Origin of the sequence: Moraxella sp. CTOTU49803, from assembly GCF_032097965.1 — a bacterium.
GTDB lineage: Bacteria > Pseudomonadota > Gammaproteobacteria > Pseudomonadales > Moraxellaceae > Faucicola > Faucicola tetraodonis.
In genome coordinates this window covers 16533-36873 of the sequence record NZ_DAMCJP010000001.1, presented here as the reverse complement: position 1 = coordinate 36873, position 20341 = coordinate 16533, and the positions used below count along the sequence as shown (strand labels likewise).

At 42.9% G+C, this 20341-nt stretch carries 17 protein-coding genes and 1 tRNA gene; 10 read left to right on the top strand and 8 right to left on the bottom strand.

All coding sequences use genetic code 11. The features are described 5' to 3' along the window. The first annotated feature begins 31 nt into the window (after positions 1-31). From RT422_RS00150 to RT422_RS00120, 7 genes are all read left to right on the top strand, one after another. Positions 32-946, top strand: coding sequence for a bifunctional enoyl-CoA hydratase/phosphate acetyltransferase (locus RT422_RS00150; RefSeq protein ID WP_095356346.1), 915 nt, complete (start codon positions 32-34; stop codon positions 944-946). Positions 947-986: 40 nt separating this feature from the next. Further along, positions 987-2216, top strand: a complete 1230-nt coding sequence (locus RT422_RS00145) for a hypothetical protein (RefSeq protein ID WP_313420763.1) — start codon at positions 987-989, stop codon at positions 2214-2216. A 311-nt stretch (positions 2217-2527) separates the two neighbouring features. Further along, the gene (locus RT422_RS00140; RefSeq protein ID WP_007116432.1) at positions 2528-3124 is read left to right on the top strand and encodes a phasin family protein; all 597 of its coding nucleotides are present in this window, start codon (positions 2528-2530) and stop codon (positions 3122-3124) included. Between the two features lie 199 nt (positions 3125-3323). Then, positions 3324-5420 (top strand): class I poly(R)-hydroxyalkanoic acid synthase, encoded by a 2097-nt coding sequence (gene phaC / locus RT422_RS00135; protein WP_313420761.1) that lies wholly within the window; start codon positions 3324-3326, stop codon positions 5418-5420. A gap of 175 nt (positions 5421-5595) precedes the next feature. Next, a complete protein-coding gene (coq7, locus tag RT422_RS00130; RefSeq protein WP_065253690.1) occupies positions 5596-6258 on the top strand; it encodes a 2-polyprenyl-3-methyl-6-methoxy-1,4-benzoquinone monooxygenase in 663 nt (220 codons plus the stop codon). A gap of 245 nt (positions 6259-6503) precedes the next feature. Continuing rightward, positions 6504-7547: a sel1 repeat family protein gene (locus RT422_RS00125; protein WP_313420760.1), complete on the top strand. Its 1044-nt coding sequence runs from the start codon at positions 6504-6506 to the stop codon at positions 7545-7547. Between the two features lie 182 nt (positions 7548-7729). Next, a complete protein-coding gene (locus RT422_RS00120) occupies positions 7730-10045 on the top strand; it encodes an alpha/beta hydrolase (RefSeq protein WP_313420758.1) in 2316 nt (771 codons plus the stop codon). Between the two features lie 103 nt (positions 10046-10148). Here RT422_RS00120 and RT422_RS00115 read toward each other — a convergent pair whose 3' ends face one another. The 5 genes from RT422_RS00115 to ndk all read right to left on the bottom strand — a co-directional run bounded on the left by RT422_RS00115 (position 10149) and on the right by ndk (position 15633). After that, positions 10149-11048 (bottom strand): LysR family transcriptional regulator, encoded by a 900-nt coding sequence (locus RT422_RS00115; protein ID WP_095356339.1) that lies wholly within the window; start codon positions 11046-11048, stop codon positions 10149-10151. 228 nt (positions 11049-11276) lie between these two features. Further along, positions 11277-13379 (bottom strand): DNA polymerase III subunit gamma/tau, encoded by a 2103-nt coding sequence (dnaX, locus tag RT422_RS00110; RefSeq protein ID WP_313420756.1) that lies wholly within the window; start codon positions 13377-13379, stop codon positions 11277-11279. Positions 13380-13443: 64 nt separating this feature from the next. Beyond that, entirely contained in the window at positions 13444-13782 is a 339-nt protein-coding gene (gene grxD, locus RT422_RS00105; protein ID WP_007116440.1) for a Grx4 family monothiol glutaredoxin, read from the bottom strand. A 171-nt stretch (positions 13783-13953) separates the two neighbouring features. After that, positions 13954-14454, bottom strand: a complete 501-nt coding sequence (gene ispF / locus RT422_RS00100) for a 2-C-methyl-D-erythritol 2,4-cyclodiphosphate synthase (RefSeq protein WP_313420754.1) — start codon at positions 14452-14454, stop codon at positions 13954-13956. Between the two features lie 747 nt (positions 14455-15201). After that, the gene (gene ndk, locus RT422_RS00095; RefSeq protein ID WP_007116442.1) at positions 15202-15633 is read right to left on the bottom strand and encodes a nucleoside-diphosphate kinase; all 432 of its coding nucleotides are present in this window, start codon (positions 15631-15633) and stop codon (positions 15202-15204) included. Positions 15634-15934: 301 nt separating this feature from the next. On the opposite strand from ndk, the gene RT422_RS00090 reads away from it, so the two are divergent. The 3 genes from RT422_RS00090 (at position 15935) to RT422_RS00080 (ending at position 17898) form a co-directional block, all read left to right on the top strand. Continuing rightward, on the top strand, positions 15935-16750 hold the full coding sequence (locus tag RT422_RS00090; protein ID WP_313420752.1) for a phosphodiester glycosidase family protein: 816 nt from the start codon (positions 15935-15937) through the stop codon (positions 16748-16750). 150 nt (positions 16751-16900) lie between these two features. Next, a tRNA-Ile gene (locus RT422_RS00085) sits at positions 16901-16977 on the top strand. Between the two features lie 312 nt (positions 16978-17289). Continuing rightward, entirely contained in the window at positions 17290-17898 is a 609-nt protein-coding gene (locus RT422_RS00080) for a TetR/AcrR family transcriptional regulator (RefSeq protein WP_313420750.1), read from the top strand. 220 nt (positions 17899-18118) lie between these two features. Here RT422_RS00080 and RT422_RS00075 read toward each other — a convergent pair whose 3' ends face one another. The 3 genes from RT422_RS00075 to RT422_RS00065 all read right to left on the bottom strand — a co-directional run bounded on the left by RT422_RS00075 (position 18119) and on the right by RT422_RS00065 (position 19812). Beyond that, positions 18119-18418, bottom strand: coding sequence for a DUF1330 domain-containing protein (locus tag RT422_RS00075; RefSeq protein ID WP_007116445.1), 300 nt, complete (start codon positions 18416-18418; stop codon positions 18119-18121). Positions 18419-18421: 3 nt separating this feature from the next. Further along, a complete protein-coding gene (locus tag RT422_RS00070; RefSeq protein WP_050323949.1) occupies positions 18422-19105 on the bottom strand; it encodes a type 1 glutamine amidotransferase domain-containing protein in 684 nt (227 codons plus the stop codon). 404 nt (positions 19106-19509) lie between these two features. After that, the gene (locus tag RT422_RS00065; RefSeq protein ID WP_065253682.1) at positions 19510-19812 is read right to left on the bottom strand and encodes a putative quinol monooxygenase; all 303 of its coding nucleotides are present in this window, start codon (positions 19810-19812) and stop codon (positions 19510-19512) included. Between the last annotated feature and the right edge of the window lie 529 nt (positions 19813-20341).

Below are 20341 nucleotides of genomic sequence, written 5' to 3'. Positions count from 1 at the left end.
GTTATTTATGTCAACTCATAAGGGCAACACGATGTTAACCAAACTTTCGCAGCTTTTAGCACAAGGGCGCTTTGTTTCCCCTGTCCCTGCCGTGGTGGTGCACCCTACTACCGATATCATTTTGCAATCTTGTATCCAAGCCCATCAGCACCACATCATCACCCCGATTTTGGTCGGTCCAAAACACAAAATCGAAAAAGCCGCTACTGACGCCAATTTAGATATTTCAGGCTTTATGTTAGTGGATGCTGAGCATAGCCATGACGCAGTTGAAATCGCCGCAAAAATGGTTCGTGAACAGCAAGCCGACTTTATCATCAAAGGTTCGGTGCATACCGATGAGTTAATGGGTGTCTTGGTCGATAAAACCCAAAACCTACGCACCGAGCGCCGTATGAGCCACGTGTGGTTAATGGAAAGTCCCACGTATCACAAGCTTTTGACCTTGACCGATTGCGCACTCAACGTGGTGCCAGATTTGCTGACCAAAAAAGACATTTTGCAAAATGCGATTGATTTTGCGCACGCGCTGGACATTGAGCAGCCTAAAGTAGCCATCTTGGCAGCGGTTGAAGAAGTCAAACCGCAAATGCAATCGACCATTGATGCCGCGGCGTTATGCAAAATGGCAGACCGTGGTCAAATCACCGGCGCCTTGCTTGATGGACCCCTAGCGTTTGACAATGCGATTAGCCAACAGTCTGCGGATATCAAACATATCCACTCACCTGTCACCGGCGATGTCGATATTTTACTAGTACCTGACTTAGAAGCGGGCAATATGCTAGGTAAACAGTTAATTTATTTGGGTGAAGCCAAAGCCGCTGGCATTGTCATGGGTTCAAAAGTGCCGATTGTGTTGACCAGCCGTTCGGATGACGAACTCGACCGCCTGTATTCTATTGCCCTTGGCGCCTACGTTGCGCAAAAGCGTAAACAAGCTTGATGTTAGTTCAGGTTACTTGAGATTAATTGAGGTGACTAGCATGAACGATTCTGTAATGAGGCATACTGACTCGACTCACCCGATTGTGGTGACCTTTAACGTGGGTTCAGCGACTATCAAAATGGCGGCGTATGACACGGCTAAGGCAGTCGACTCATCCCCCCTTGCGTGGTCACCCTTGTTTGATGTCAATATCAATCTAAAAACCAAAAACAAAGTCTGGCACGCCATGCCACAATCTTTGTCTGACTGGGAGCCCCAAGAGAGCCTGACAGACACCGCGGTAAGCCTGTTCACTCGTGTCAAACAGGCCTTTCCCGCGCGTAAGATTGTCTGTATCCACCGAGTGGTTCATGGTGGCAAACGCTATCATTTTCCTGTGGTGATTAACGAGACAGTGATGGCACATTTGGTGGAGTTATCACCGATTTGTCCGCTACATCAGCCCCCTGCGTTATCTGTGGTCAACGCGCTGCAAGCCATTGATAAAAAACTGGTGCACATCGCTGCCTTTGATACCGCCTTTCACTACCATCGCCCAGAGATTTGGTCTAGCTATGCGCTGCCAAAATCGCTGCGTGATCAAGGCGTGCGCTGTTATGGCTTTCATGGTTTATCGTATCAGGCGATTATGCGCAAACTTGAAACCTATCTCCCAAAGATTGCCAAAAAACGCTTAATCATCGCGCATTTGGGTAGTGGCTGTAGTATCACCGCGGTCGACAATGGCGAGTCAAAAGACAGTACCTTTGGCTTTAGTGGATTAGATGGCGTACCAATGGGTACCCGTCCGGGTCATTTGGATTCTGGGGTGATTTTATATATGGTCGAGCAAGGTTGGACGCTCGAGCAAATGAACCAATGCCTATATAAAGAGTCGGGCTTGCTCGGTTTATCTGAAATTAGCAATGACGTGCGTGATTTGCTGGCTAGCGATGACCCACGCGCCAAATTTGCACTAGCGTATTTTGCCACGCATGCCGCCAAAGAAATCGCAAGCCTGATGGTTAGTATGAAAGGCTGTGATGCGCTTATCTTTACCGCAGGTATAGGTGAACAGTCAGCGATTATCCGTCGGATGATTGTCGAACAACTCGATTTTTTAGGTTTTAGTTTGGATGCGGATAAAAATATCGATGGCCGTATTGATGTTCCGATTTTACGAATCAACTCAGACGATGACAAACAAATTTATGTCATATTGACCGATGAGCAACTTGAATTAGCTTTATCATTTGAGCAGGCAATCACGATAGAAACTGATAAGTAAAAGTGACAAACCTGTCAACTATTTTTAGGATGAAGGATAAGATATAACCGATTTTTATCGGTTACCTACTGTTACTGTCTAGTTGATTATATTATTACAAATATTAACATAAATAGCGATTGTTTTTTACTTTTAAGCTCCTCGCAAGGTTTAATTTAGCCATCTTTCATGATATTGTAATATCAAGCAAATAGACTATGCTTAAATCTTATCACATTCATTTTAGTCATATTTTTGATTAGAAAATGTATCGCAACTTGGTATTCTTCAATACCCTTCTTGTTTTTTCTGGTAGCCTAATGAGGTCAATTATGAACAACGATTTTATGGATAAAATGAAAGATGGTTCACGTCAAATGTACGCACCATGGTCTCGCTTCAACCAAGCGATGTTACGAAATGCGGAAAAAATGACTGACTTTTCTTTAGAAACAATGCGCCATTACTCAGAAATGGGTCTTGAGCAACTTCGCAATGTTTCTTCTGTTGACTCTCCAGAAGCGGCTTCAAGCTTCAACCAAAAACAAACTGAGCTGCTCAACCAATTGGGTCAAAAAATGTTGTCAGATGCACAGCGTTTGACTGAGCTTGGCAATGAAATCCGTAATGAAGTCATGTCAGCGATGAATGAAATCTATAGCCAAAATGCATCCAGTATGCAAGATGCGATGCAAAGCGCTGCTAGCAACGCATCAAAAACGGCAGAAGACTTTAACCGCAAAGTGAACGAAAACATGCATAAAGCGGCAAACCAAATGTCAGAAGCGGTTAAACAAACCACCCAAAACATGAACAAAGCTGCGACTAACGTGACTGCTGCGGCAACCCGCACCACTAATGATGCAGCACAAACACAAAATAGCGAAGCGGCAAAACCTGCAGCAAAAACAACCCCTGCAGCAAAATAATTAGTTTGATGCATCGTAGTCATTCTTAAGACTGTATCATTTATAAACAGCTATTTATGTTTTACCTGATAGATGAATGGCGGCTTATGAATCTATAAAAGTGGTGGATTAGACAGATGCCTAATCCACCATATTTTTAAGTAAGCGTGCATATTTACAGCGAATTCTTATCAAGCACATTATAATAACGGGATTTATCATGGCAGACAATAAAGACACCCAATATCAAGGAGCGAACGCCCATTCCTCAAGCGACAATGCTTCAAATAGCGATACTTCCAACACCCAAGGCGCAGAGAATAACAATACCAATGCTTTTGGCTACACGCCATTCGCCAATTTTCCCTTTGGCAATAATGCATTTGGTAATAATGCTTTTGGCATACCTCAAAATCCGCTGGATTTTTTGAGTAAAACCAATCCATTTGCTCACATGGCCTCTAGTATTCCGCCTTACAATCCTGCGGTTGGTGAATTCTATAGCGAATTTTTTGGCAATATGACCAAACTGAGCCAACAAATTGCACAGCAATCGATGCGTGCCAACCAAGCGCCGCAGTACACCAATACCTCCATCATGATGGACTTAATGGATGGCTGGCGTAAAATGGGTCAAATGGTAACCAATCACCCAGGCACGATGGTTGAAGACCAATTGCAGTTGTTTAAAGACCAAATGCACTTGTGGCAAAACACACTACAACAATTTGCCGGTAAAAAAATCGACCCAGTGGCAAGTCCTGAAAAAGGCGATAAACGGTTTAATGATGAAGAATGGGAAGACAATCCTATTTTTAACTTCCTCAAACAGTATTATTTACTAACTACCCAAGCGATGATGGATGCGATTGATGGCGTTGAAGGTATTGATGAAAAAACCCGTCAACGCTTGGCTTTTTTTACCCGCCAATGGATCAATGCAGTAGCCCCAACCAACTTCTTAATGACCAACCCAGAGGTACTACGTTTGACCATCGAAAGTCGGGGGCAAAATCTCGTTCAAGGGATGAAGCAGTTGGCTGAGGACATGGGTAACAGCGCTGATACACTCAATATCCGTATGACTGACCAAAGCGCGTTCCGGGTGGGTGACAACATCGCCACCTCAAAAGGTAAAGTGGTATTTGAAAACCACATGATGCAGCTCATCCAGTATGACCCTTCAACCGAAAAAGTAAAACAACGTCCGTTGTTGATGGTGCCGCCTTGGATCAACAAATTCTACATCATGGACTTACGTGAGAACAACTCGTTTGTGCATTGGGCAGTCAACGAAGGCCATACGGTTTATGTCATCTCTTGGGCGAACCCGACGCCTGAGTACAAAAATGTTGGCATGAGCACTTACATGAAAGACGGCGTGCTTGCAGCGATGGATCAAATTGAAGCCATCACGGGTGAAAAAACCATCAATATTACAGGTTATTGTATTGGAGGTATGTTGACCGCATTGACGTTAGGCTATCTTGCCGCGACCAAGCAAGAAAGCCGCATTGCCAGTGCGACACTTTGGGCGACTATTATTGACTTCTCAGATCCAGGTGATATCGGCGTCTTTATCGATGACAAAATCGTTGCGGCGATTGACAAGCAAAACGCTGACAAAGGCGTGTTTGATGGGCGAATGATGGGCGTGTCATTTAGCCTACTCCGTGAGAACAGCCTATACTGGAACTACTACGTACAAAACTACCTAAAAGGCGAGCGCCCTGTACCTTTTGACTTGTTATACTGGAATTCAGACTGTACCAACGTGACCGCTGCGCTGCACCATTTTCTACTGCGTGAGTTCTATATCAACAACTTGCTGCGTAAACCGGGTGGGGTTGAAATTGACGGCGTGAAAATTGACTTATCAAAAGTTAAAACCCCTGTGTTTATGGTGGCAACCTTGCAAGACCATATCGCAAAATGGAAAAGCTGTTATCCAGGTACGCAAGTATTTGGCGGTGAAAAAGTATTTGTGTTGGGAGAATCCGGTCATATTGCGGGTATCATGAACCCCCCAGGTAGTAAATATGGTTATTACACCAACGACAACTACACTGCAGACGCTGACCAATGGTACAAAGACGCCACCTATGTTAAAGACACATGGTGGACAAGATGGCATGACTGGATCAAACCATTTGAGGGCAACGAAATCAAGGCCCGTATTGTCGGTCAAAATAGCCAAGGTAAAGAAATCCCAACTTATGGCGATGCCCCAGGTAGCTATGTCACGGTCAAAGCGACTGAAGCCTTAACCGGTCATAACTTTGCAGAAGCTTACCGTTCACAATTACCACCCGTATAATATATCGTTATCACACAACATCCCGTAATTGCCTAGCCTGTCACGGGATTTTTATAAAATAGCCAAATCGCCCATCAGCTACATAGATTTGCTAGTCAAAAGTTGTGATATTGAGTAGAATTAACACCATATTCTGCGCATAATAGCGATTGGAAACACTTTGAATAGAGCGCCTATGTCGATTGAACCAGTACAAAATGACCTATCACTCAGTAAGCTAGACCGCAATATTGTCTTCTTTGATCGGGCGATTCGCTCGTTTATTCCAAACAGCAATCTTAGCACCCGTCCTTTGCCTGTCTCTACCCCCGATGTACCAAAACTATCCGTGGAAGAAGCGCGTCATGTCGCGGGTCTCATGCGTATCAATCATACTGGCGAAGTGTGCGCGCAAGGACTGTATCACGGTCAAGCATTTACCGCCAAACAAGCAACGGTCAAAAAAGCCATGCACCAATCTGCGCTAGAGGAGATTGACCACTTGGTGTGGTGTGAGACGCGGTTAAATGAATTGGGTAGCCATCCCAGTATTTTTAGTCCGCTTTGGTATGGGCTATCGTTTGGCATGGGTGCGGTAGCGGGATTGATTTCTGATGAGTTTAGTTTGGGGTTTGTTGCAGAGACGGAAACCCAAGTCAGCGAGCATTTGCACAGCCATCTTGGTAAGCTGCCTGCACAAGATAAACGCAGTGCTGAGATTTTAAGCCAAATGGATAAAGAAGAATTACATCACCGTGATAAAGCAGTTGAATCAGGCGCCAGCCCATTGCCACTACCCATCAAAACTACGATGCGTTTTTTGGCTAACTGCATGAAAACGGTGGCGTATCATATTTAACTGAGAATCTTTAACTAAGCGTGCTTAACCGAGCGTGTTTAAATGAGCGCGACTGACAGCCTCAATCGTTGGCTGGCGTGTTTATTGCTATAACCTTGCTTAATCGCGCTTTTTTCGCGTAAAAATATAACAATAACTTTATTTTTTTTTGATAGTATTTTTACATTATTGCTTTACATTGTTGCTATGGGATAAGCTGACTGATTTTTGCAATCCATCCCACCCAATTTTTTAAGGAAATTTCAATGACTCACATGGTAAAACCCCTAACATATACCTTAGCTATTTTGATGGCAACCAATGCCACTGTAGCGATGGCTGCAACGGCAACCGCAAAAACAACAACCAAGACGACCACCACCAAAACCACCACGGCAAAACCCGCTACCCAGACAACAGCCATTAAAAAAACCACGGTGACCAAAGCCAAAACTACCAACAAATCAACCGAAAAATCGGCTGATACGGTCAGTAATAGCGTGAAGAATACTACCCCGCAAACGACACCCCCGTCAGCCACCTCAAATACAGGTTCAGTGATAGTGCCTGTTTTGACCGCCCCAACGGTTGCCAACGTTATTTATCCATCTACCAACAGTGTACAATTGGTAGGCACGGATATTTCAGCGCAAAATCTTGCTAATATACCACTGCCGACTTTAACGCTTAGTAATATCTCAACGGTAAAAACCGTTTTGATTCCACGAACCGCGGATAATAGTACACAGTTAGATGTCAGCGTGTTAGACGATTTTATTACTTATGTTACCCCAATGGCGCGTCATTACCCACCTGTTTTTTCGAGCCGTACTGAGCGCTACAATACCACTGAGCGACTCAAATCATTGACCGCATGGATTGAGACCTACGCACAAAATCCAAATGCCTCTTATGAGGTGCTACTGCGTGCAGCAAAACTCAATGCCATGGGTCGCAATCTGGATTTAGGTTCTGATTATGCCGTGCGTGCAGGCAATTATATCGCCCGTGCCGTGAGGCTCAATGACACAGCAGAAGCCAACTTCTTATATGGCGCAATGCTCGCTGAGGGTGGCGGTTTTAAAGAAGGTGCCAAATACTTAGAAAAAGCCGAAAAAATGGGCTATCTAGAAGCTACGCAAAGTTTGGCGCAAGCGGATTTATTGGATGACAAAAAAGACCGCGCCATTCAACGGTTAACGGAATTTAAAGCCAAAAACCCAGACAATCCGTATATCGATGAGCAATTACGCATCGTCAATAGCGGTAAATACTATATTTGGGATATCCCTGCAAAAGTCGTTCAATAATTTTTTGCGTTCATACCCTAGCCGTGGTTTAATATCACTGCTAAGTCACCATGCTAATTCACCATGCTAATTGCGTTTTAGCATGGTGATTTTTTTCATGCTGTCATTCAACGATATGTAACTTTTTTGCGCTAACCTTTTTTGCTGTCTCCCTTTTTGCTCTTTTAGCCGAGTAAATCACCATGCCGCTAACAAACCAATCGACTAGATTTTGTCAAACGCCTCTAATCACTGCAACGACATTGGTTGCTATCATCACCCTTACTGGCTGCGCCACCACCAAAATCGGTAGCCGCGATACTGCAAGAGCCATCATAGATCAGCGCGTCAGCGTGTTATCGGGCAGCCGCTTGAGTTCTGACACCAAAAGCCGTTTAGTGCAGGCAGGTTTAGATGAAGAAAAATGCTTGGCAAATATGCCTGCCTGTGTAGTGACGCTCAAGCAAGCAGATCTTAATACCGATAAAGGGATTTATGGTGCAATTAGTGAGCTGTTTTACGCCTCTGCCCAGCAGCGCCAACAAGCCAAAACTTGTACCAATCCACCAAAAGATTTGACCACAGACTATGCCAAAAATTTGGTTGGTAAGACCGACGTTGTAGCGCCCAAACCCGATGAAATCTCTTGTACCACCGCCTTTCAAGACGATATGCTGCAATCGATTCGGTTTTCTTATATTTATTTGATGTACGATATCCTCAATCCAACCGTCGTCAATCAACAACCGTCACAATTGTATTATCTGCCAAAAGAACGCGATACCCAAATCCAGGATTTGTATTATGCTGCCATCGATGCGTTAGGTGATCGCTTGTATCATCAAAAAATGGCAGAAAATTATCAAATCACTCGCAACAACCTGCGTGTCAATATCAATGGACAGCCGTTTACTGACAAATCAGCATCGATGAAGCTGATTTCAAGCTACCAGATTGATTTATCAAAATTTAATACCATCAGTCGCCGCGATGGCTTTGGTATCAATTATGTGGCGCTGCTCAATAGGCGCATCAATACGGCGGTGATTATTGACTTGTTGCAACACTATGCCAATGACACACCGCTAGAAGAGCGTATCCACCAAACAGGGCATTTGCCTATGACCGCGGTGTTGGTGCCCAAAGGCAATACCATCGATGAGTTGCAAAAAACCACCGATTTTTCGCTCAATATTTATGATCCCTATCAGTTTAAAAGTGTCTCTATACTCAACAAAGATTTTGCACTATCGGCGAACTATACCGCAGCTTACGGTATTTGGTCTAAAGATAATCGTTTAGACAATATCAGTCTGTTAAGTTTGTTTGCCTCGCCCTATCAGCAGACCCAGCCGCATTTATTTATGCTTGAGCCTTACAATCCTAATAAGCGTGTGATTATCATGATACATGGGTTGGCATCGAGTCCTGAAACTTGGATTGGACTGACCAATGACATTTTTAATGACCCAAGACTTCGCGAAAACTTCCAAGTTTGGCAGATTTTTTATCCAACCAATATCCCGATGCTAGAAAACCGCCACCAAATTTATGACTTGATTGAACGCACTTTTAAAACTGTCGATCCTAAGCAGCAGGACGTTGCCAGTCAACATGCGGTGCTGATTGGTCATAGTATGGGTGGGGTGATTGGGCGTTTGTTGGTATCAAATGATGACTTGACGCCTAAAGTCGAATCGCTGGTTGCCAATTACTCACAGCTCAATAATTTTTCAGCGGACTACGCCGCATTTGTCCGTCATGCGCAAAACAAAACGCTCAGTGACCGCTTCAAACTGCAAGCGCTGCCGCAAGTCGACCGCGCGATTTTTATCTCTTCACCATTTCGCGGTACCGATTATGCCGATCGCTGGTTTACTCGCAGTTTGCGCCGTATCATCTCACTACCGGCAGGGTTTATCCGCACCGTGTATGGCAATTTAAATTCGCTATTTACTGAAGGCGTGGTTTCAAGCAATCCTCTGGCACAGCTATTTTTGGAAAATGGCGCGAGCCAGTTGAGCAGCCACTCTTACTTTAACCAATTGACGGCAGATGTCACAATCGCGCCCAATGTTGCAGTCAATAATATCATCGCCACTGATGATAAGGATTTGTCCAATGCGCTCAATCAGTTTAACGCTAAGGCAGCCAATAGCCCTACTGATGATGTATCGGCATCCATAACATCTTTGAAAAATGACAATACAACCGCGACCGTTAAACCAGCCACAGAGACCAAGCTGTATAACATCACGAGTCTGGAGCAAGCCAAACAAAGTCTGGATGAGAAAAAGCAACTCTTAGAATCGGTGAAATATGGCGCAACCGACCGTGTCTCCGATGGTATTGTGCCGTACAACAGCTCGCATTTAGAAGGCGTGGAATCTGAAAAAGTGCTTACCGGTCGTCACAATGTTCATACTAGCCCGCAGGCGATTTTGGAGCTACGTCGTATCCTGCATCAACAACTCGCTCGCTATGGCGTCACCCAAGCGCCACCTGACAGACAGCCTTGATAGCCACTATCAGCATCAATAAAAAAGCGAATAGCCTTCACTATTCGCTTTTTATTAAACTGTTTATTGCTACTAATTATTGGTAATACTGACAGTCCAACCGTTAAACTTTAGCAAAATACTTGGTCAATACTTCAAGACAGCGCGTCACCTTCGCAGGTTGTTGTTCATGTCTAGGTGTTACCGCATACAGCATATAACTTGGTAATTGGTAACCTGGCAATACTTCCACCAAATCGCCATTTGCCAATTCTTTTTGGATATCGAGTGACATGATACGGGCAACGCCATGCCCTTCTTTGGCAAGGGTCGTGGCAAGCATAATATTGTTGGTTTGAATACGTGTTGGCATACGCACGCGTGATTTTTTACCTGTTTCCACATTGATCATATCAACTTGATTGGGGTCTTTGACAAGACTAATGCCAATCATATTGAGTTTGGCCAAATCTTTTGGCTCGGTCAATTTTTCATTTTGACGTAAAAAATGCGGGGAAGCGACGAGCAACTGACGTATCTCGGTCAAAGGAAACGCCGATAAACTACTGTCATTAAGGTTTGGTGACATCCGAAGGGCGATATCGATACGCTCTTCAATTAAGTCAACATACTGATTGTCTGCTTCAAAATGGATGGTTAAATCATCATGCGCCGAAATCCAAGTCGACAGCGCGGGTAAAATATGATTCACACCCAATTCTGGCGTGGTCGCAATGCGCAAGTTCCCTGCTAACTCATCGCGTAATTGATTGACACGGATACGACCTTGTTCGGCTGCCGCAACCACATCTTTGGCACTTTCATAAAAACTAGTGCCTGCTTCTGTTAAGCTTAACTTACGAGTTGAGCGATGCAATAACACCACACCCATATCGTTTTCTAACGAGCGGATTTGTTGACTAACCGCACTTGTTGTTATGCCCAGTTCTTTTGCAGCACCACTAAATGAACCATGACGTACAACACTTGCAAAAACCGCCATGCCTCTTAAATTATCAAGCATATTTCACCCAATTTTATCACTTAATCAAAGTCACTTTTAAAAGCTGATGTATTATACGCCATTAGCAAGATAAATTAAACGACATCGGGATTTATTAACTAAAATTATTAATATTTTTTTCAATTATTTAATATTGTATTCTATTGATTTTCTTAACAAATATTGGTTTCCCTCAATTATTCATCCGTTAAAAAAGTAAAAATTAGAATTTATATAAATTAAATTGACTTATTGAATTAACTTAACAGAGCTAATCGAGGCGTGTTGCTGCAACAGTGCCTGCGTAACTGCTTGCTGTTCAAGCTGTTGGGTAGCTTGTTGTAACGCTAGTTTTTCGCGGGCTTCTTGTAGCGCTTCTGGTTTTAATTTCTCTAGCGCTTGAAAATTACTTGCCGAGTCCGCCAAACGAATATCAATACCCTCAAAAAGCTGTCGAAGTTTTTGGCAAAAATTATCAAAAGTTGCGGTATGGGTCAAAAAGTTTTGTTCGGTGACAAATTGGCTGACCCCATGAATCTCGCCGGTCATGACTCCACGTTTGGCAAGCACTAATTCATCCTCATCGAGCCAGCCTTGCTCACGGGCATTAAACACCCAATAATCCCATTTGGCAGGTGTCCACTCGCCTTCAAGGGTTACATGAGTGGGTTTGAGTAATGCCAGGGGCGATACATTAGCAATATCACTCCCCTCTGCCGCCATAGTGTGGTGGGAATGGTCAACATTAACATTGACATTGGTAGCTATGGCGACTGGCGCTGGCGCATTGTTTTTTATCAATGCGCTATCTTCTGTGACAATGCTAGGCGTGTTGCCAGACTCTGCAACGATGTCTGGCGCAGTAATTTCATGATGACTATCGCTTGATTGCAAATCAGATAAGCGATTGGCATCGTCTAGTCTGGTTGGAGTTTGCCCTGCGGTGGTACTTGCCGCGGTTGTATCGTTAGATATTAAATGGGTATCATCAAATGTCTGTTGTTCAATGCCTTGTTCAATGATTTGTTGAAGGCTATCAACGCTCGCAACGTTTGGCGCAGATTTGAGCAGATTGTTATCCGATAAGTTATTATCACTCTGCTCGGAGGTTACTTGTAAGCTATCTTCAGCCACCACTGAAGACTTTGCAGCTTGCATTAATTCGCTAGGCGTTGTGTCAACAAGTTGAGAATCAGGACTTTGAGAATCGGGACTTTGAGAATCAGGGTTACTAGCGATTGGATGACGAAGCGGGATTTGATTACGATGCAGCGGCTTGAACGCCATCAAGCGGAGCAAACACATCTCTAGCGCTTGCATCGGCGTATTGGCTAATGCCAAGTTTTCACGGCTTTTTACCACAATGTCATAATATAGTTGTAATAGCTCTGCGGGTAACTGCTGAGCCAGTTGTTGCAATTGCTCGCTTTGCTGGCGATTGAGTTGCAAATCAAAATTTGGCAAGGCCTGCAAAATGGCCAACTGATGCAGCGTCTCAGCCAATCTGTCAAATACGGCTTTGGCATCCACCACCTGCTCACGCAGAAGCTGAATGGCCTGCGTCAACTGTTGGGTATTTTGCTGGTAAATATTGGCAAGGATAGCGATGACATCGGCTTGGTCAATTAAACCAAGCATCTGGCGAATCACTTCATCTGTGACATTGCCATTGCCAAACGCAATGGCTTGATCTGTCAGTGACAATGCATCGCGCACGGAGCCTTTGGCACTGCTCGATAGCTGCCATAAGGCATCAGGCTCGTAGCTGATTTGCTCTTTGTTAAGAATCGTGCCAAGATATTCAGCGAGCGCCACTTGCGGCAAAGGTCTGAGTACAAATTGCAGACAGCGCGAGATGATGGTAATGGGCAATTTTTGTGGGTCTGTGGTCGCAAGCAGAAACTTGACATGCGCTGGTGGCTCTTCGAGGGTTTTTAGTAGCGCATTAAAACTATGCGTCGATAGCATATGCACTTCATCAATTAGATAGACTTTGTAGCGACCTTGCGTTGGTGCATACGGTACGTTGTCGAGTAATTCACGGGTATCTTCAACTTTGGTACGTGATGCCGCATCAATCTCAATCAAATCAATAAAGCGACCGCTATCGATAGATTGGCATACAGTACATACGCCACAAGGCTCGCTTGTCACCCCTGTCTCACAGTTAAGGCATTTTGCCAAAATACGCGCAATGGTGGTTTTGCCGACCCCTCGCGTACCCGTAAATAGATACGCATGATGCAAGCGCTGGTTATGGATGGCATTGATTAATGCTTTGGACACATGTTCTTGTCCCAGCAGCTCATGGAAGTTTTTTGGACGATATTTGCGTGCTAGGACTTGATACATGGTTATGGATACATGACAACAAAAACGTTAAAAAAGAAATAACCTTAACCCACTCGTAGTAAAACTAAACCGCTGGGCTATTGGCTTCAATTAGGGGTTGTAATTCACCGTCTTGGAACATTTGATAGATAATATCACTGCCGCCAATCAGCTCACCTGCCACCCATAATTGTGGGAAAGTTGGCCAGTTAGCAATTTGTGGCAAAGTTGCACGGATTTCTGGGTTTTCAAGAATATTGACAAACGCAAATGGGCGGCCAATTTGGGTTAGCACATCCACCGCACGCGCAGAAAAACCGCATTGTGGAAACTGTGGCGTGCCTTTCATATAAAGCAATACGCTGTGTTGAGCGATTTGGTCACGGATGGTTTGTTCGATGTCAGTTTGGTTCATATCAGTCATATGAAATTCCTTTATCAAGCCCTTTAAAGTAGAGCGCTATCTTCGCAGCTAGAATTTGACTCACTAATAATGAGTGCAGGGTTGCTATTATACGCTATAATGGTTATTGAAAGTAAACATTCAAGATGCCCACCCCAAAAAAGTCAGCAGCAAAATCACCCGCAAATTCCATTAATTTGATGAAGTCACTTGTTCAAGCAACACCACACAGCTTACCATGATCCCTTCTTGACGACCGGTAAACCCAAGCTTTTCAGTCGTGGTGGCTTTGACGCTGATTTGGTCAATCGCGCAGCCCATGACACCGGCAATACGCGATTGAATCTCGGTACGATAAGGCAATAGTTTTGGACGCTCCGCCATGATGGTGATGTCGGCATTGATAAGCGCAAAGCCTTTTGATTGGATAAACTGGTACACTTGGTTTAGCAAAATGGTCGAATCTATATTGCGAAAACGCTCATCGGTATCTGGGAAAAACTGCCCAATATCGCCAAGTGCCAATGCACCAAGCAACGCATCACACAACGCATGTAGCACCACATCGCCATCAGAATGCGCAAGCAAACTGTGGGTATGGGGAATTTCTACCCCGCCTAATGTTATAAATTGGTTTTCTGTGCCGTCATTAACAAAGGCATGGACGTCAATACCCTGACCGATTCTTATCATGGTTAATCCTATTTTTTTATCTTACTGTCGTGATTTTGGTAGGCTATTCTGTTTGGTTTAATGGTGTCTATTTTATCGGTCTCTATTTTAACGGTTAAAGCATGATTTACAAGTAGCTAGGCAGCTTAGACTAGAAAATTGGGAATAGAATAGCAAATTGGGAAAAACAACTTGTGAATAGCAACTTTTAATACCCCATTGCTGGCGCTACCGCTACATAGCATAAAAATCGGCTATTAAACAAGTTAGCCTATATTATTTAAAAAAAATTGATAAATCCTAGTAAATTGCTATGGTATTTTATTATATAACGTTATATAATATAAAAATAAACCCATCAAGTGGGGAACTTGATGGGAGTGGGTAATGCACTACTTGTTTTTATTTTTATTGTTTCTTTCTTCTTCTTTGTTTTACTGATGTTAGCCATAATGCCAAATTATGGCTTTTTTATTTTTATCGTTTTTTATTTTATTTTTTGTTTTAGTGATTCTGTCTTAGTAATATCGTAGTCAACAAAGCTTGTATTTATGTCGTGATGAATTTATTTTAGCGGATTTGCACCTACGCTCTATGTGCTCTTTGTTATGAATTGTTAAATTAAGTTTCTTTAGTTTCCTTAATAAAACTATTAATATTAATTTTGCATCCTTGTTGTTGCATTGCTACTTTTTAATGATAAACCATCTGAGTGATAGGCAATAAAAAAACGGCTTAAAATTTAAGCCGTTTTTTGTTGTGTTAAGATTAACGCGTACGTGGGCAAACTTCATTGTCATTGAAAAAATAGCTGATTTCACGGGCTGCAGATGTGGTTGAGTCTGAACCGTGAACCGCGTTCTCATCAATGCTGTTAGCAAAGTCACGACGGATAGTGCCTTCAGCGGCGTCTTTTGGGTTGGTAGCGCCCATGATTTCACGGTGGTGAGCCACTGCATTCTCGCCTTCAAGTACTGATACAACCACTGGACCTGAAGTCATGAAAGAGACTAAATCGTTGTAAAACGGACGCTCTTTGTGCTCAGCGTAGAAACCGCCCGCCTTTTCGTTGTCTAAATGCAACATTTTTGCTGCCACAATTTTTAAGCCTGCTTTTTCAAAACGACTGTAGATTTCGCCAATGTGGTTGCCTGCAACTGCGTCAGGTTTGATAATTGATAACGTACGTTCAATGGCCATGTTAAATTCCTTTAAAATTGAAGGGGATTATGATTTTAAGTGCTAGAAACTGTAAAAACAGCCCATACCCTGCCCGATGGCTCTGTCAAATCGTGATTTGAAGATTTGAATAAACGCGGGGTGCTGTTCTTAGTTGCCTATTATAATGATATTGAGGGCAAAAACTAGTTTAATTCATCACTGTTAAGTCGAAATTGCTAGAATATCAAGTTGAACGAGTTTTTTGTAATAAATGGCGGATATATTCTGTGATACGCAACTATGATATAGTAGCCAATAGCTTAAATTTTCTCTCAATGGTATGACGCTCTCAAATATCACAAAAACACAAGCGGTTGTTGTCAGCCTATGCTTGGCGCTATTATTGGTGGCAAGTATCGGTTTGGCACGTCAGTTTACTGTCAAAACCATGCCAGATTGTCAGCGAAAAAGCCAGCCGTTCGACTATAGTATCTGCGAGCTTGATGCTAAAAACGCGGCGAATTTTTCACTACAGTGGCAAAATCCCTCGTCCGCGAGCCACCCATTATTACTCACCTTTACTACCCTTCGCGATTATTTGGCAAGCCAGCAACCTGCCAAAACCTTGTTGTTTGCGATGAATGCCGGGATGTACGATGGCAATTTTGCGCCGATTGGGTATACGGTCATCAATGGCAAGCAAATCCGAGCCCTAAATCTCAAGCAGGGCGGTGGTAACTTTCACCTAATGCCCAATGGGGTATTTTGGCAAGACCGTCAAGGTTTTTATATCACTGAAAGTCAAAGCATGGCAAAAAAACTGGCAAGCGGGGCAAAACCGACCTTCGCTACCCAATCTGGACCCATGCTGGTCATCGATGGTAATATCCATCCGGCATTTGATGCCAATAGTACCTCGAGAAAATACCGCAATGGTGTTGGCGTGTGTGGTCGCAATCCTAGCCGCGTCAAATTTGTAATAAGCGACACGCCTGTCAGCTTTTATGAGTTTGCCGATTTGTTCAAATCGCAATTGGGCTGTGACAATGCATTGTTTTTGGATGGCGGTAGTGCCTCGGCATTGTATAGTCAGACGCTGTCACGCAATGACAATAAATATATGGGTGTGATGATTGCGGTAACACAAGACAAATAATGCGTATTCGGTGAGACAAGTTTATGCTGATTTAATCAGCGTTTTGCATAAAATTATCCATTTCCACATTGCAAAAATAATTTTTTAAGGTATTATAATCAGCCTAGTTTTGACAAATTTGCTTGGCAATATTTGTGATACTACCCTTTCGGGCCTATAGCTCAGTTGGTTAGAGCAGAGGACTCATAATCCTTTGGTCCACAGTTCAAGTCTGTGTGGGCCCACCATATAAAATAACCACTTAGGTACATTAAACCTCAGTGGTTTTTTATTTTTTAGATTGTAATAATCAAATAGCAATTAGCGTCAATCCCTATTTTAAAACCATACTTCTAAATCCATACTCATGTGATTGGGTTTTGACTGTTTGAATCAATCACCTAATCACTATCTAATTTTATATAAATACTTGTTTTATATTGAATTATTGATGTTAATAGTTAACACATTCAATGAAAACGTCTTTACATTCATTGTAGATAAGTTATAATAAAAACTATACGACTGGTCTATTTTTTATAATAGCGTACACAATAACTATGGAGCCTGCCCCTATCAAGAAGTCTGAAGCAAAACGCTTACACATTCTTAACACCAGTTCTGACCTGATTTTGCATAAAGGTTTTAGCGGTGTGGGATTACAAGAAATTTTACAAAGCTGCGAGATCCCTAAAGGTTCATTTTATCATTACTTCAAATCTAAAGAGTCTTTCGGCTGTGAATTGGTACAGTATTATGTAGATAATTACCAACGCCGTTTAGATGAACTATGGCGTAGCGACCAATCCGCTTATCAAAAACTAATCGGGTATTTTAACCTGTGGATTGAAGATCCTGATGCGCCATGTAGTTGGGCAGATAGCTGTTTAATTGTAAAACTTGCTGCAGAAGTCGCTGACCTATCTGAAGATATGCGCGCTATTATGTCCGATGGCGTCGATAAGTTAATTCAGCGGATTGCTGAAGTCATCGTTTTGGGCAAACAAGATGGGTCTATCCAAGCAGATACTGATGCCTTGACGGTAGCCCAAGTGACTTACCAAATGTGGATGGGTGCAGCGTTATTAAGTAAGCTGCAAAAAGATAAAACACCATTACATCAAGCGCTAAAAGCGACAGCGTTTTTATTAAAACGTGGACAGTCTTAAAAGTTAACTTTGCTGGCTCAATCCCACTAACCTAACCTCAATAATTTAGCTTCACTATCTTGGCTTCACGACAATGATAGCTGCAAAAATTGTAATGGCAGCCCAATCATTAGTATGACTGGGCTGCTATGACACCAACTTGATAGCAATGCGTATCACTCACGTACTAACTTGTAGGTTAGTACATCTGATAGCAGTGATTTTTCTTAAAGTGCTTTTTTTAAATAGCGTCTTCAACACCTTCAATGATAAAGGCACGATAATTCGCCCCTTTTAGGCGATGTTGTAATGCTTCTTGATAGACGGGACTGTTATACCAGTCTCGCGCGGCTGCCATATCAGGAAAGCGTAGAATAACAGCGCCTTCAATTTCATTGCCTTCAAGCACTTCTAATTGACCATAAAAAGCCAAGGGTGTTAGCTCACGACCTTCCCGAGCAAGCGGCGCTTTTTGTGCATATTGCGCCAGTTCCTCAGCGTCCGTAGTTTGCTCACGGGTAAATACCACATACGCAGACATGGGCTACTCCTTATTTAACAATTCAAGCAGTGCGCTGGCAGTTGCAGCAGAAGAAGCAGGATTTTGTCCAGTAATTAGTAAACCATCTACTTGGACATACACTTGCCAGTCACCCGCTTTAGAATAATGACCACCTTTTTCTTTGAGCATATCTTCGACCAAAAACGGTACAACTTCGGTCAATCCTACTGCTTCTTCTTCAGTATTGGTAAAACCCGTCACAGATTTACCGCTGACCAAAGGCTTGCCATCACTGGTTTTTACATGACGAAGAACACCTGGGGCGTGACAAACTGTAGCAACGGGTTTTCCTGACTCAATCGCTTGTTCAATCAGAGCAATTGAAATCGGATCTTCTGCCAAATCCCACAATGGACCATGCCCGCCTGGGTAAAACACGGCATCATAATCGGCGATAGAAATTTCGCTAAGTTTATGGGTCTGTGCCAATGCTTGCATAGCTACGGGATCTGCTTCAAAGCGATGCGTGGTTTCAGTTTGCGCATCGGCTAAGTTACTTTTTGGGTCTAGCGGTGGCTGCCCCCCTTGAGGTGATGCTAGGGTAACTTCAACACCCGCATCAATAAAGGTGTAATACGGCGCCGCAAGTTCTTCTAGCCAAAAACCTGTTTTCTTACCAGTATTGCCGAGTTTGTCATGTGAGGTCAGAACAAGTAAAATTTTCATGTTATTTTCTCTGATAGTTTTTAGAATTTGGGTTATTGCTACATGAGCACAGCGATAGTTCGTATGTGCAAAATGCAAAATACCGAGCAAATTAACCCGTTATTTGATAGCTGTTATCTGGTAGCCATTATTGAGTAGCTGTTATTTAATAGCCTTGCATTCTTGATAGCATTGACAAAACGTGTGAAATTAAGCCTACAGGCTGCTTGATATTGGCTAGTTTAGAAAATAGCGTTCTGACGTATATTTAGTCAGCGAGGCGTGATGATAAAAAATAGGTAAAAAACGGCATCAACGACTAGCTAGTTGACTGATTTAACTAGACTGATGCAATAAAACGCTACCTAGCGTATCATCTAGAATATCAAATGACAGGCAGCGCTTTAGAGAATTTAAGCATCAGTCTAACCTGGTAGTTTACTCGCCAACACATCTACTTTTTCAATAGAAGGCGGTTCTGAAAATAGTTCATCTGCTTGAGCCATCAAAGCGGCGGCAACCTTGCCCGATAAATGAGCCTCGCGACCTGCTTCATCAGGGAATGCATCAAAAATACCAAAGGTTGAAGGGCCAAGGCGTAGACCAAACCATGCAACTGTGGCAGGTTCTTCATTGACGATAGGCAGACCAGCTTTTAGGAAATCTTCTACTTGTTGTTCTTTACCTGGTTTAGCTTCAAGACGGACATATAAAGCGGTTTTAACCATCACTAATACTCCAATATTGACTAGCCGACATTGACTAGCATCAAAATTGAGTCTAAACCACTGTTATATTCATGTCAAACGGCTTTAGCGCATAGCTTTGTTGTATAAAGGTTACATAAACATTTATGCTTTAGGTCGTGGGGAATGTCTGTATCAGCTTAAATTTGATACTGATATTACTTCCTTTATGCTTGTGCTTTAACTATAACCTTGCTTTAACCATAACAAAGAAACAAGCATAAGTGATAAGGTGTAAATGATGTTGCACTCGCCACCTTTGATTGGGTACACTGGTACAACAATAAATGACGGCATTTTACCAACGGCTATTTTTGGCGAAAACACAGGCGCAAAAGCTATGACCTTAACTAGCGCCCTTGACCTTGCACCTTTAGCATAGACTCAGAATATCGACTATCTTTCATTAATTCTATCAGATTAGACTGACTGACCCAAGCCAGCCTATCTGCAATACACTAAAAACACTGCATTTAATTAAACTAACCCGCTATTAAATCCACTATTACAA